This window comes from Pseudorhodobacter sp. MZDSW-24AT (genome assembly GCF_002794355.1).
Lineage (GTDB): Bacteria > Pseudomonadota > Alphaproteobacteria > Rhodobacterales > Rhodobacteraceae > Pseudotabrizicola.
In genome coordinates this window covers 199,227-212,766 of record NZ_PGOI01000002.1, presented here as the reverse complement: position 1 = coordinate 212,766, position 13,540 = coordinate 199,227, and the positions used below count along the sequence as shown (strand labels likewise).

Here is a 13,540-nt window from a genome sequence, read left to right as displayed (position 1 = left end):
GCAGACCTAAAGTCTGCGCGCCACCATGTAGGCAAGGCCCGAAAACACCGTCACCCCCAGCATCAGCGGAAGGGGCGTGCCGTTGAAGGCGAGGCCCACGGGCGCGGCAAGCACCACCGAGAACACGGTTGAGAGCGCCCCGGTGACGGAGGCCGCCATGCCCGCGATATGGCCCACGGGTTCAAGCGCGAGCGCGTTCAGGTTGCCCACCGTGGTGCCGATCATGAAAAAGACGCCAATGGTCCAGACCAGATAGGCCGCGAATTCCAGCGGCAGAACGCCGGGCTCGGGCCAGAGGTTGAGGGTAAAGGCCAGAAGAAATGCACCGGAGACAAGGGCTTGGGTGGCAAAGCTGATGCGCACCAGACGCCGCATCCCCAAGCGCATGACCACAGCGGCATTGAGCAAGGAGGAGGTGCCCGCCACCACCGCGATCAGCGCGAACCAGAGCGGAAAGCTTTCGCCGCGGCCATAGGTTTGATCGAAAAGCTGCTGGGTAGAGGAAAGCGTGCCGAAAAGCGCCGCGAAAGCAAGCGTTTGCGCGAGGATCGACAGGCGGATGCTGCGCAAGGACAGCACTTCGCGCAAGGCGGCCCAAAGGGGGGCGGCGCGGAAGGGGCGACGCTTGGCGGGCGGCAGCGTCTCGGGCTGGCGGATCACCAGCCAAAGCACGGAAATGGCTGAAAACATCAGGAAGGCCAGAAAGATGCTGCGCCAGCCGAATCCCGCAATGATGACCTGTCCCAACAGCGGGGCCACGGCGGGCACCAGCGTGAAGATCATCATGGCAAAGCTGACGATGCGGGCCATGCGCGGCCCTGCGTGGATGTCGCGGACCAAGGCAAGCGCCACAACGCGCGGTCCGGCGGCGCCAAGGCCTTGCAAGACGCGGGCCAGCAGCATGGTTTCCAAGCTGGGCGCGACATAGGCAAGGAGCGCACCGCCGCAATAGAGCAGCGCGCCACCCACGATCACCGTCTTGCGGCCAAAGCTGTCGGACAGCGGCCCGGCGAAGAAGGTGCCCACCCCCATGCCCAGCACAAAGCTGGTGAGGATCAACTGGGCGTTGTTGGGGGCGGTGGGCGACAGCTCGAGCGCGATATCGGGCAGCGCGGGCAACATCGCATCGATGGAAAAGGCGATGGTCGCAAAAAGCATGGCGATCAGCGCGATGAACTCGGTCTGGCCAAGCGCGCGCTGTGGGGGATGGGAATGTGACATGGGGGTGTCCTTTCCGCGCCTCGGTATCAGGCGCGGAAGGGCAATGCCACAGCGCGAACGGCCTTAGGATTGTGCGTTGGCGCGCAGTTCGGCGATGACATCGGCCCAGACCTGCGGCGGCTGCGCACCGGAGACGACGTATTGATTGCCAATGATGAAGCAAGGCACGCCGGTCACGCCGCGTTCGCGGGCATGGATGTCGCGGGCCTTGAGCGCATCGGAATCTTCATCGGTGGCCAGCAGACGCTCGGTCAGCGCGCGGTCCATTCCGGCGGCTTCGGCGATGTCCACAAGCGTGGGGATGTGGCCGATGTCGCGCCCTTCGCGCCAATAGGCCCGGAACAGCGCCGAGACGATGGCGGTTTGCCGCCCTTCGAGCCCGGCCCAATGGATGAGGCGATGTGCGTTCAGCGTGTTGGGCATGCGGCGGATGGTGGAAAAGTCGATGGTGAGGCCTGCCTCCCGCGCGGCCTGTTCGACGCGGGCATAAATCTCGACCGCCTTGGCCTTGCCGCCGAACTTCGCCTCGAGATATTCGGCGCGGTCGACGCCTTCGGCAGGCATGCCGGGGTTGAGCTGGAACGGATGCCATTCGATCTGAAAAGGATGCTCAGGCGCTGCTTCCAGCGCGCGGTCCAGATTGGCCTTGCCGATATAACACCAAGGGCAGACCGGGTCGGAAAAGATATCAAGCTTGATCATGGAAGCCTCAGGGCGCGCAAGGCGCGGCGGTTGAGTTTGCTGTTGGCGCCGCGCGGCAAGGCGGGCAGGTGGTGGAACAGGCGCGGCTGCTTATACCGCGCGAGATGCGCGGCGGCATGGGCGGCAAGCGCCTGCGGATCGCATGGATCGGGCGCGGTGTAAAAGCAGGCGATGACGGTGACGCCGGGTTTGACCTCGACCTCGGTCACGGCGGTTTCTGTGAGGCCGGGGAAGCGGGCCATGGCGGCCTCGACTTCCAGCGGGCTGACGCGGTAACCGCCGGCGTTCATCTGGTCATCGTCGCGGCCCAGATAGGTGATGGCATCGCTGGTGTCGATGCGGATGCTGTCGCCGGTGAGAAACCACTCGGGCGTCAGGCGGGCCGCCGTCGCCTCGGGCGCGTCGAGATAGCCCAGCATGAGGCCGGGATCGCGGCGGTCGATCGCCAGTTGCCCGGGGGTGCCGCGCGGCACGGGCAGGAGATCCGGGCCAAGGGCTGCGATGCGCCGCCCCGGTTGCAAAAAGCCGGTGGCGCCCAAGGGGGCAGGGCGTTCGGGCGATTCCGAGATGAAGGTGGAAATCTCGGACATGCCCAAAGCCTCGCAGAGCGGGGTGCCGGTGGCGGCGGTCCAGCCTGCGCGAACCTCGGGGCTGAGTTTCTCTCCGGCGGAAAGGCCGTGGCGCAGGTGCGGCAACGCGGGGAGCCCCGTGCGCAGCATCTGGCGGAAGACGCCCGGCGCGGCGGCAAAGAGGCTGGCGTGGTGGTCGCCCAGCAAAGCGCCCAAATGCGCAGGACCGACCCCGGTGGCGGGGATCAAGGCGGTGGCGCCCACGGTCCAAGGGTCCATCAGCCCGGTGCCGAGCGTATAGGTCCAGTTGAAGGCCCCCGCGTGAAGAAGGCGGTCGCTTTCGCCCAAGCCTTCCCAAGCACGGTGCATGGTCTGACGCGCAAGGATGGCCCGGTGGGCATGCACCACCGCCATCGGCGTGCCAGAGGTGCCCGAGGTGAAGATGATATAGCCGGGGCGGTCCGCCGCGCCTTGATGATAGGCGGCGGGCGCGCAGGCCTCCATCGCGCGCAGCTCGGCATCGCTGAGCACCGGGCAGGTCTGGCCTGCGGGCAAGGCGACGCCCGGGCTGGCGACGATGAGGCGCGGCGCGATGCGCGCGGCCATCGGCGTGATCTCGGCTTGGGTGAGCTGCGCCGAGGTGGCGACCGGCACCATGCCAGCGGCCAAGGCGCCGAGGAACAGGAGAGGAAAAGCGATCTGACTGCCCAGCCGCATCAGAATGCGGTCGCCCGGCTGAAGTCCCCTCTCTTGCAGACCGGCGGCGACACCGAGGACCGCCGCCTCGAGCTGCGCATAGGACCAGCTTTCGCTGTGGTCGAGGCTGAGGATGTGCAGCGCGGTCTTGTCGGGCGCGCGCGCGGCCGAGCGCGCCAGCACGTGCTGCGCCATGTTGAACGACAAGGGCACAAAAGGGGCGGGGCCGGTATCCAGAAGCGAGCGCATAACGCTTGCCTATTCCGCCCGGCGCCCCGGTGCAATGAGAAAGGCAGGCGTGACCCTGCGAGCAGGGGAAGACGAATGTTCTGCGAACATTCCGGGCCCGGATCTGTGGCGGCATCACGTGCGGCTGCGGTGGGAGCCTCCGGCGGGAGTATTTCAGAAAGGTGCAAGACCTTTCCGCTTGCACCTTTTCCAAATACTCATCTTGCGCCGGTCGGAACCTGTGGGCCGGGGCAGGATTGGCTTAGCCCACCCAGCCCGCCACGCGGTTGGCACCGCCCGAGATGTCGCGGCCGATGCCTTCGACGGTGGCACAGCCCGTGAGGGCGATCAGGGCGGCGGCGGCCGCCATCAGGGAAAGTTTGCGCATGTCAGTGCCTGTTTCTTGCTTTTACTGCTCATACCACCAGACGTCTGGTTGAAAGCCGATCCAGTCGCCATAGAGCGGCGGGCGGTCGGGGAAGCGGAGTTCCTTGCGATGCGCCAGCCGCGAGACATCAGAATACCACATCGGCACCACATATCTACCCGTGGTCAGCACCCGGTCAAGCGCCTGCGTGGCGGCGGTGAAGGTTTCGGGATCGCTTGCGTTGAGCATGGTCTGGATCATCGCCTCGGCGGCGGGGCTGTTCATGCCCATCCAGTTTCGCGTGCCGGGTTCGGTCACCCCGGCGCTGCCCCAGTACAGCGTTTGTTCATTGCCCGGCGAGAGCGAGAGAGAGCGGATGTAATGCGTCATGTCGAAAGCATAGGTGTTGGTGCGTTCGATATATTGCGCATTGTCCACCGTGGTCACCCGGGCGGTGATGCCCAGACGTTTGAGGCTTTCGATGTAGATCTCGGCGGCCGAGATCATGTCGCGGGCGCCGTTGACCAGCAGGATCTCGAAGCTGACAGCTTGGCCGGACGGGTCTTTCAGCACACCGGCGTCGATCGTATAGCCTGCGTCCGCCAACAGGGCCGTGGCCGCGCGGATGTTGCGGCGGTTGGCCAACGTGCCGTCGCCTGTGGGCAGGCTGTAGCCTTCGAGCGCGCCCGGCAGCAGATCGGCCTGAAACGGGGCGAGGAGTTCGGCCACCTTGCCTTCCGCCGGGGTGCCGGGTGGGAAGCCCAAGGGGGAATTGCCGAAATAGGAGGCGATGCGCGGCGTGGCGCCGCCGTTGAGGGTTTGGTTCACCAGTTCGAAGTTGAAGGCGAGGATCAGCGCCTCGCGCACGCGCCAATCCTGAAACAGCGGGCGGCGGGTGTTCATCACGAAGCCTTCGATCCCTGAAGGGCGGCTGTGAGGGATTTCGGATTTGACGATGGTGCCATCGGCCACCTCGGGCCAGTCGTAGCTGCTGGCCCATTTCGCGGGATTGGTTTCGCGCCACGAGGTGATGAGCCCCCCTTTGAAGGCTTCGAAGACCACGCCACCATCGCCAAAGTAATCGTAGCGCACCTCATCGAAATTGTGCTGGCCCCGGTTGAACGGCAGATCCTTGCCCCACCAGTCGGGGTTCTTGACGTAAGAGATGTAGCGCCCGGTCTCGAACGGCCCCACGACATAGGGGCCAGAGCCGATGGAGGCTTCGAGGGTGGACTGATCGAAAGCCTTGCCCTCCCATTGGGCCTTTTGCAGGATCGGGCGCAGGCCGAGGATCAGCGGCAATTCGCGGTCGGTGGTGTTGAAGGTGAAGCGGATTGAGCGCGGTCCGGTGACGTCGGTGCGGGCGATCTTGGTCCAGGCGGTGTGATAGCGCGGGTTGCCCAAGGTGCCGAGGGTTTCAAAGGACCAGCGCACGTCTTCGACGGTGACCGGGCTGCCATCGGAGAATCGCGCCTCTTCACGCAAGGTAAATTCTACGTAGGTGCGAGCGGCATCGGTGGTGACCGATTCGGCCAGCAGCCCGTAAAGGGTGAAGGGTTCGTCATAAGAGCGGCCCATCAGGCTTTCCACCGTGAGGGCCGCGAGGCCTGCCGGGGCGCGGCCCTTGAGGATGAAGGGATTGAGGGAATCGAAACTGCCGGATTCGCCAAAGACGATGCGCCCGCCTTTGGGGGCATCGGGATTGACATGAGGCAGCGACACAAAATCCGGGGGGAGTGCCGGGTCGCCATACATAGCTATGCCATGGGCGGGAGAATCACCCACCTGTGAAACGCCGGGAGCCGCTGTGAGCGTGAGCAGGGCGGCAAGCGCAAATCCCTGCTTGATGTGGAAAAAAACACGTCCCATTCCGGCAACAATCTCCCGTGGCCTTGGTTTCTTGGCCGCTAGGCTACGGCGGCTTGTGAACCTTTTCAAACTTTTAACTTGGCCATCGGCGCGATGCGGCGTATATAGGATGCACTGCTCGATAGGTTTCTTGCCTGTATGAAACCTGCCTCAATAACTTAACGCCGGCTTCGCGCCGGCGTTTTTTTTGGCGTTGCAGGAACGTGGCCGATGTTCTTCGCGTTTGCAGCATGTAATCTGCCGCAAATGCAAAATGAGGGGGCTGCGATGAACCTGAAGGGCAAGACTGCCGTGGTGACCGGATCGAATTCGGGGATCGGGCTGGGGGTGGCGGAAGAGCTGGCCCGGGCGGGCGCGCATGTGGTGATCAACTCTTTTACCGATCGCACCGAGGATCATGCCTTGGCCGGGGCCTTGTCGGCGCGGCATGGCGTGGAGGTGCGCTATATTTCGGCCGATATGTCGGATGCGGAGGCCTGCCGTCGCCTAATCGCAGATGCAGGGGTCTGTGACATTCTGGTGAACAACGCGGGCATCCAGCATGTGGCGGGGATCGAGGATTTCCCGGTCGACAAATGGAACGCGATTTTGGCGATCAACCTGAGCTCGGCGTTTCACACCACGGCGGCGGCCTTGCCGATGATGCGCGAGAAAGGCTGGGGGCGGGTGATCAATGTGGCCTCGGCCCATGGGTTGACGGCGAGCCCGTATAAATCGGCCTATGTGGCGGCCAAGCATGGGGTGGTGGGCCTGACCAAGGTGACGGCGCTGGAATGCGCGGGCCAAGGGATCACCGCCAATGCGATCTGCCCCGGCTATGTGCTGACGCCGCTGGTCGAGGCGCAGATCCCGGACCAGATGAAAAAGCACAACATGGACCGCGAGACGGTGATCAAGCAGGTGATGCTGGAGCGTCAGCCTAGCCGCGAGTTTGCCACGGTGGAACAGATCGGCGGCACGGCGGTGTTTCTGGCGTCCGACGCGGCGGCACAGATCACCGGCACCACGATTTCGGTGGATGGGGGCTGGACGGCGCTGTAACGGCGCGCGATGTAGACCCCGAGATCAACGGGGGCAGCGCGCGAAGGGGCCGGGATGAGCGATATTCTGTGTATCGGGTCGGTGTTGTGGGACATCATCGGCCGGGCGCCGTCTTCGCTGCGGCTGGGATCGGATGTGCCGGGGCGGATCACGCGGTTGCCCGGCGGAGTCGCCATGAACATCGCGATGACACTCACGCGGTTTGGCCTGCGGCCTGCGCTGTTGACGGCGGTGGGGCGCGATGCGGAAGGCGATGAGCTGATCGCGGCCTGTCTGCGCATGGGGCTTGAGTGCGGGCATGTGTATCGGTCAGATGACTTGCCGACCGATCGCTATATGGCGATCGAGGGCGCCAACGGGTTGATCGCCGCGATTGCCGATGCGCATTCGCTGGAGATGGCGGGAGACAAGATCCTGCGGGCCTTGGGCGATGGATCGCTGGGGTCTGAGGCCGCGCCTTATTCCGGGCTGATCGCGCTGGACGGCAATCTGACAGAGGCGCTGTTGTCGGACATTGCCCGCTCTGCGCTGTTTGCGCGGGCGGATTTGCGGGTGGCCCCGGCGAGCCCCGGCAAGGCCGAGCGGTTGATGCCGCTTCTGGGGCATCCGCGCGCCACGCTGTATGTCAATCTGGAAGAGGCCGGGCTGATCGCCAAGGGGCGCTATGACACGGCGGCCGAAGGCGCGCAGGCGCTTTTGGACCGGGGCGCCGCGCGGGTTCTGGTGACGGATGGCGGGCGGCTGGCGGCGGAAGGCACGGCGGGGCAGGGTGTGATCACCGGGCAACCGCCGCAGGTGCTTGTGACGCGGGTCACGGGCGCGGGCGATACATTCATGGCGGCCCATATCGTGGCCGAAGCGCGGGGGGCGTCACGCGCCGCCGCATTGGAGGCGGCGCTGCGGGCGGCCGCCGATTACGTTTCAGGAGACATCGGATCATGACGACCCTACCACTTGTTTATTCCCCCGAGGTGGCCGCCGCGCGCGCCGCAGGCGCGGCCATTGTGGCGCTGGAATCGACCATCATCACCCATGGCATGCCGTTTCCGCAGAATGTGGAGACCGCGCGGGCGGTGGAGGACGAGGTGCGCCGCGCGGGCGCGGTGCCCGCGACCATCGCCATCATGGGCGGCAAGATCCATATCGGGCTGACGACGGAGGAGCTTGATACCTTGGGTCAGGCGCAGGATGTGGCCAAACTGAGCCGTGCGGATCTGGCGGCCTGTCTTGCCACCGGGGGCATCGGGGCGACCACGGTGGCAGCGACGATGATCTGCGCGCATCTGGCGGGGATTCATGTCTTTGCCACCGGCGGGATCGGTGGTGTGCATCGCGGCGCCGAAACCACGTTTGACATCAGCGCCGATCTGCTGGAGCTGGCCGCGACCCCGGTGACGGTGGTGGCGGCGGGGGCCAAGGCCATTTTGGACCTGCCCAAAACGCTGGAAGTGCTGGAAACGCATGGCGTGCCAGTGATCGGCTATGGTCAAGACGCCTTCCCGGCCTTTTGGTCACGGGATTCGGGGCTGAAGGCGCCGTTGCGGATGGACCGGGCGGCGGATATCGCGGCAGCACAGCGGCTGCGCACGGCGCTTGGCCTGCCGGGGGGGCAATTGGTGGCCAATCCGATCCCGGCGGAAGCCGAGATCGCCAGCCATGAGATCACCCCGGTGATCGAGCGCGCGTTGCATCAGGCCGAGGTCGAGGGAATCAGCGCCAAGGCGGTGACGCCCTATCTGCTGGACCGGATGTATACGATGACCGAGGGACGGTCCTTGCAGGCCAATATCGCCCTTGTTTTGAACAACGCCCGCTTGGCTGCCGCGATCGCGCGTGAGATGGCGCAGGCCTGACGCGGCTGACTTCGAAATTTCATGCGGCGCAGCGGCTTGGAGCGGCTGCGCCCATTGTGCAGGGCCTGTGCTGTCTTTACTTATGGCGGCATCAGTGAGGGCCCATGTCAGAACCGCATCATCCCAACAAACGCCGCAGTCTGCTTGCCGGGCTGCGGTCTTCGTTTTTGACCGGCCTTGTGGTGGTGCTGCCCATTGGTCTGACCATCTATCTGATCTGGACGGTGGTGGGCTGGATTGACGGCTGGATCCTGCCGCTGATCCCGGGGCCGTGGAAGCCCGATGTGCTGGTGCGGCAATGGTTCGGCCCCGAAGCCACGATCCCGGTGCGGGGCGTGGGCGTGGTGGTGTTTCTGGTGTTCACGGTCGTTGTGGGCTGGTTGGGCAAGGGGTTCATCGGCCGCAAGTTCCTGCTGTCTGCCGAAGGGCTGGTGGACCGCATGCCGGTGGTGCGGTCAATCTACAACGGGCTGAAACAGATCGCGGAAACCGTGTTTTCGCAGAATGAAAGCAGCTTTGAGCGTGCCTGTCTGGTGCAATATCCCAAAGAGCATATCTGGGCCATTGGCTTTGTATCGACCCGCGCCAAGGGGGAGATTCAGGCCAAGCTGAACCACGAAGGCTATATGGATGTGATCTCGGTCTTTTTGCCGACCACGCCGAACCCGACCTCGGGCTTTTTGCTGTATGTGCCAGAAACGGATGTGGTCTATCTGGACATGAAGGTGGAGGATGCGGCCAAGCTCATCATCTCGGCCGGATTGGTCTACCCCAACGGCAAGGACGCCGCCGGGGTCATGGTGCAAAACCCGTCAGCCAAATAGCGCGCCAAGGTCCAGCGTGGCCTTGTGCCCGAGACTGGCACGATGGTCGGCCAGAAAGCGCTCCGCCGCGTCATGGCCTGCGCTGCGCAGGCGGGCAAAGAGCGTGGGCGAGGGGGACATCTTGGTGCTGCCTGTCATTTCCGTCATCAGCGCATCATCGCTGATCAGATGGCTGCGCACGGCCTTCATACTGCCGCGTTCCAGCCGGCCATCCTCGATCAGACGGCGCACGAAATGGGCGGCGCGCAATTCGCCCAAAAGGGCCGAGTTGAAGCTGATTTCATTCACCCGGTTCTGGATGTCGATCGGGGTTTTCGGCACGCCGTCGCGGACAAAAGGGTTGATCGAGACGATGAGGATGTCATCGGGCAGATGCGGTTCATAGAGTGGGAACAGCGCCGGGTTGCCCGCATAGCCGCCGTCCCAATAGGCGGTGCCGTCGATTTCCACCGCCTGAAAGATGGTGGGCAGACAGGCCGAGGCCATCAGCGCCTCGGGCGTGATGTCATCGCCGGAAAAGATGCGGATGCGCCCGGTGTCCACCCGGGTGGCGCCGATGAAGAGCTGTGGGCCTGTCTTGGCGCAGACATGGCTGAAATCCAGCCGACGGACGATGCGTTCGAGCGGGTTGCGCCACGCGGGGCCCCACGCATAGGGCGTATAGACCTGCGCCGCGAGACCTTGGGGCGAGAAGGGCGACATCGACAAAGCGATCTGCCCAAGCGCCTGAAAGCCCGGCACCATCGGCTGCATCCAGCCCGGGATGCGCAGATCCGACACCCGCGCCACATCGCGCCAGAGCCGCGCAAGGCTGGCCTTGGCCCCTTTGCGCCCGCCCGAGATCATGCCGGATTTGAAGGCCGCCGCGTTCAGCGCCCCTGCCGAGGTGCCCGAGATGGCACTGATTTCAAGGCTGTCGTCCTCCAAGAGGCGGTCGAGCACCCCCCAGGTAAAGGCGCCATGCGCGCCGCCGCCTTGCAGGGCCAGATTGATCTTGGTGGGCATCGCACTCTCCTTTGTGTGACCAAGGTAGTCTTTCTGCGGTGCAGCACAAGGTTCAGGCTTGCCATTCGGGCCGGACCGGGGTAACGACGCGCCACTTCACAGGCAGATGCGGGCCATGGCGGGGAGAAATCCCGTCTGGTCCACCGGTTGGGGGAAACCCTGAGACCATCTGCCGAGGCGCAAACCGGAAAAGGATACTTGGACATGGCGCTCCCTGAATTTACCATGCGTCAGCTCTTGGAAGCTGGCGTTCACTACGGCCACCAGACCCAGCGCTGGAACCCGAAGATGGGCGAATACATCTACGGCGACCGCAACGGCATTCACATTCTTGACCTGACGCAGACCGTTCCGATGCTGGATCAGGCGCTGAAGGTTGTGCGCGACACCGTCGCCAAAGGCGGCCGCATCCTGTTCGTCGGCACCAAGCGTCAGGCGCAGAAGCCGATCGCCGAAGCCGCAGAGCGTTGCGCGCAGTTCTACATGAACCACCGCTGGCTGGGTGGCACGCTGACCAACTGGAAGACCATCTCGGCCTCGATCCAGCGTCTGAAGCAGATCGACGAGCAGCTGGCTGCCGGTGCCGAAGGCCTGACCAAGAAAGAGCGTCTGGGCATGGAGCGTGACCAGGCCAAGCTGCAAGCCTCGCTGGGCGGGATCCGCGAAATGGGCGGCGTGCCGGACCTGATCTTCATCATCGATGTGGGCAAGGAAGATCTGGCCATTCTGGAAGCCAAGAAACTGGGCATTCCGGTTGTGGCCGTGGTCGACACCAACTGCTCGCCCAAGGGCGTGGATTACGTGATCCCCGGCAACGACGACGCCTCGCGCGCGATTGCCCTGTATTGCGAGCTGATCGCCCGCGCAGCGTTGGACGGCATGTCGGCCCAGATGGGTGCGGCTGGCGTGGACTTGGGCGCGCTGGACGAAGCCCCGGCAGAAGAAGCCATCGAAGAAGCCTGATTGGCTGTCGTCAAATCGTGACATGGCGGGGGGATAACCTCCGCCAACCCATTTTATGGATTTCAGGAGACTGACCATGACAATCACCGCTGCAATGGTGAAAGAACTGCGCGAGACCACCGGCGCAGGCATGATGGACGCCAAGAAGGCGCTGACCGAGAACAACGGTGACATGCAGGCCTCGATCGACTGGCTGCGCACCAAGGGCTTGGCCAAAGCGGCCAAGAAGGCCGACCGTGTGGCGGCCGAAGGGCTGGTCGGCGTGGCCGTGACCGATGGTCGGGGTGTGGCGGTCGAGATCAACTCGGAAACCGACTTCGTGGCCAAGAACGCCGACTTCCAAGCCTTGGTGCGCGATGTGGCCAATGTGGCGCTGACCACCGGCGATTCGGTCGAAGTGGTGAAAGCGTCGCAGATCAACGGCAAGACCGTGGATGAGGTGATTCAGGAATCGATCGCCCGCATCGGCGAGAACATGACCTTCCGCCGGATGCATATTCTGGAAGGCAGCACCGTGGTGTCTTATGTACACAACGCCGCCGCGGATGGCATGGGCAAGATCGGCGTGCTGGTCGCGCTGAACGGCCCGGCTGACAAGGCGCAGGCGATTGGCAAGCAGTTCGCGATGCACATCGCGGCCACCAACCCGCTGTCGCTTTCGGAAGCCACCATGGACCCGACGCTGGTGGAGCGTGAGCTGGCCGTGCAGACCGCCAAGGCGCTGGAAGAAAACGCGACCTCGGCCAAGCCGAAGCCCGAGCAGGTGATCCACAACAACATCATCCCGGGCCGCATGAAGAAGTATCTGGCCGAGAACACCCTGCTGGGCCAAGCCTTCGTGATCAACCCCGACCTGACGGTGGAAGCGGCGGCCAAGGAAGCCGGCGTGGAAATCACCGGCTATGCCCGTGTGGCGGTTGGCGAAGGCATCGAGAAGAAAGAAGAAGATTTCGCGGCAGAAGTCGCGAAGATGGTTCAGGGCTGATTTTCAGCCGATCAAGCTGAGCATGTTGGAAAAGGGCGGTCTTCGGGCCGCCCTTTTGCATGGCGCGCCACGGGGGCAGACCAAGGGTAGGGGGCGGACATGAAAAAACGGTGCGTCCCGGGGAGGACGCACCGCCACTGCGTTTGCACCAACCTTCTGGGGATGAGGACAGCGTGCAAACAGAACATGCCCTTGGGCGCGCCCACAATTGACGTGCCCAAAGGATAATGTGGTGCAAGTCTGGGAAAGCCCTGCACGCGATACAGGACAAACGCCCAAACGGTGAAAATGCACCGGAGGCCATCTGCCATTCCATTGCCCGAAGGCGACCACTCATGGAATGGTTGAACCATGCCCTGATGGCTGACGTGGCGTAAGTCAGGATTTCCCTACCATCGGGGCCTTTTCGACGCGCTGGAAGATCATGTTCAACAGCGATGCCTTTGCGACGGCTTGGGTGGTCGTCTCGACCGACAGTGCTTCGCGTGCGAGACGGAGGTGTTTTTCCACCATGGCGGCGGAGACTTCCATCAGCACGGCGACATCCTGTGTGGTCTTGCCATCGGCGACCCATTCCAATGCCTGCCGCTGCCGTTCGGTCAGGCTGCGTTTGGCTTTGGGCTGGGGCAGGGTGATGATCTTGAGGTGCATGAGATGCGCGACAGCGAGCATTTCGTCGCGCTTGCGTTCCCAGATTGCCTCGACCTGTTCCGTACTGATGCCCCGGTCCGCGATCAGGCCAAGCGCGCCTTTGGAGCGGGTGGAGGTTTCGGGAAAGCTGATGGAAACGCCAGCGACGATGCCCATGGCGGCATTCTGGCGGACGGCATCCATTTCATCGGGGGTGAATTGCCCCGCCTCATAGGCGTCGCGCACCCATTTCCAGGTGCAAGAGCCGACATTCGAGACAGCCCAACGGTAGACCGGCGTGCGGGCGTAAAAGCCGTTCTGAAAGTAGAACCGCGCGTATTCGGCGCTTCCGGTGGTCAGGAAGATCGCATCATCCGGATCGCCCACATTGCGCAGGTGCAAGAAGCGGGTGAAGCCGTAATTGGCAAGCCCAAAACCTTGGGTTGCATAATAGTCCGAGGCCAGCGCCCAGACATCTTCGATTGCCGTCGCTTCGGCCATGCGCGACATCAGCGGCAGAACTGCCGATATACCATTCCCCATGCACCCACCTTTTAAGGCGTCTTGTCCTCATCCCTGAGTGTTGT

Annotated in this window: 13 protein-coding genes; 6 read left to right on the top strand and 7 right to left on the bottom strand. The window is 63.9% G+C overall.

The window, feature by feature from the left end:
* Positions 1-6: 6 nt before the first annotated feature.
* The 5 genes from CUR21_RS02680 to CUR21_RS02660 form a co-directional block, all read right to left on the bottom strand.
* On the bottom strand, positions 7-1,221 hold the full coding sequence (locus CUR21_RS02680; protein ID WP_100195471.1) for a multidrug effflux MFS transporter: 1,215 nt from the start codon (positions 1,219-1,221) through the stop codon (positions 7-9).
* 63 nt (positions 1,222-1,284) lie between these two features.
* The gene (locus CUR21_RS02675; protein WP_100195470.1) at positions 1,285-1,923 is read right to left on the bottom strand and encodes a DsbA family oxidoreductase; all 639 of its coding nucleotides are present in this window, start codon (positions 1,921-1,923) and stop codon (positions 1,285-1,287) included.
* Positions 1,920-3,437 (bottom strand): class I adenylate-forming enzyme family protein, encoded by a 1,518-nt coding sequence (locus tag CUR21_RS02670; RefSeq protein ID WP_100195469.1) that lies wholly within the window; start codon positions 3,435-3,437, stop codon positions 1,920-1,922. Before CUR21_RS02670 ends, CUR21_RS02675 begins: the two co-directional genes overlap by 4 nt.
* Positions 3,438-3,678: 241 nt before the next feature.
* Positions 3,679-3,804: an entericidin gene (locus CUR21_RS02665; protein ID WP_100195468.1), complete on the bottom strand. Its 126-nt coding sequence runs from the start codon at positions 3,802-3,804 to the stop codon at positions 3,679-3,681.
* A gap of 21 nt (positions 3,805-3,825) precedes the next feature.
* On the bottom strand, positions 3,826-5,652 hold the full coding sequence (locus tag CUR21_RS02660) for an extracellular solute-binding protein (protein ID WP_369802496.1): 1,827 nt from the start codon (positions 5,650-5,652) through the stop codon (positions 3,826-3,828).
* Positions 5,653-5,919: 267 nt separating this feature from the next.
* Between CUR21_RS02660 and CUR21_RS02655 the strand changes: the two genes are divergently transcribed.
* From CUR21_RS02655 to CUR21_RS02640, 4 genes are all read left to right on the top strand, one after another.
* The gene (locus tag CUR21_RS02655) at positions 5,920-6,693 is read left to right on the top strand and encodes a 3-hydroxybutyrate dehydrogenase (protein ID WP_100195615.1); all 774 of its coding nucleotides are present in this window, start codon (positions 5,920-5,922) and stop codon (positions 6,691-6,693) included.
* Between the two features lie 54 nt (positions 6,694-6,747).
* A complete protein-coding gene (locus tag CUR21_RS02650) occupies positions 6,748-7,635 on the top strand; it encodes a PfkB family carbohydrate kinase (protein WP_100195466.1) in 888 nt (295 codons plus the stop codon).
* Complete coding sequence (locus tag CUR21_RS02645; RefSeq protein ID WP_100195465.1) at positions 7,632-8,546, top strand: pseudouridine-5'-phosphate glycosidase; 915 nt, start codon at positions 7,632-7,634, stop codon at positions 8,544-8,546. The genes CUR21_RS02650 and CUR21_RS02645 overlap by 4 nt, the downstream gene beginning before the upstream one ends.
* A 104-nt stretch (positions 8,547-8,650) precedes the next feature.
* Positions 8,651-9,370: a DUF502 domain-containing protein gene (locus tag CUR21_RS02640; RefSeq protein ID WP_100195464.1), complete on the top strand. Its 720-nt coding sequence runs from the start codon at positions 8,651-8,653 to the stop codon at positions 9,368-9,370.
* Here the strand turns inward: CUR21_RS02640 and CUR21_RS02635 are convergent.
* Positions 9,359-10,375 carry a patatin-like phospholipase family protein gene (locus CUR21_RS02635; protein WP_100195463.1) on the bottom strand — a complete coding sequence of 339 codons (1,017 nt, stop codon included), beginning with the start codon at positions 10,373-10,375 and terminating at the stop codon, positions 9,359-9,361. The genes CUR21_RS02640 and CUR21_RS02635 overlap by 12 nt on opposite strands.
* Positions 10,376-10,579: 204 nt before the next feature.
* On the opposite strand from CUR21_RS02635, the gene rpsB reads away from it, so the two are divergent.
* Positions 10,580-11,338, top strand: coding sequence for a 30S ribosomal protein S2 (rpsB, locus tag CUR21_RS02630; RefSeq protein ID WP_198431599.1), 759 nt, complete (start codon positions 10,580-10,582; stop codon positions 11,336-11,338).
* Positions 11,339-11,414: 76 nt separating this feature from the next.
* Positions 11,415-12,323, top strand: coding sequence for a translation elongation factor Ts (gene tsf, locus CUR21_RS02625; RefSeq protein ID WP_100195461.1), 909 nt, complete (start codon positions 11,415-11,417; stop codon positions 12,321-12,323).
* 378 nt (positions 12,324-12,701) lie between these two features.
* Here tsf and CUR21_RS02620 read toward each other — a convergent pair whose 3' ends face one another.
* Positions 12,702-13,496 (bottom strand): LuxR family transcriptional regulator, encoded by a 795-nt coding sequence (locus tag CUR21_RS02620; RefSeq protein WP_100195460.1) that lies wholly within the window; start codon positions 13,494-13,496, stop codon positions 12,702-12,704.
* Positions 13,497-13,540 lie beyond the last annotated feature (44 nt).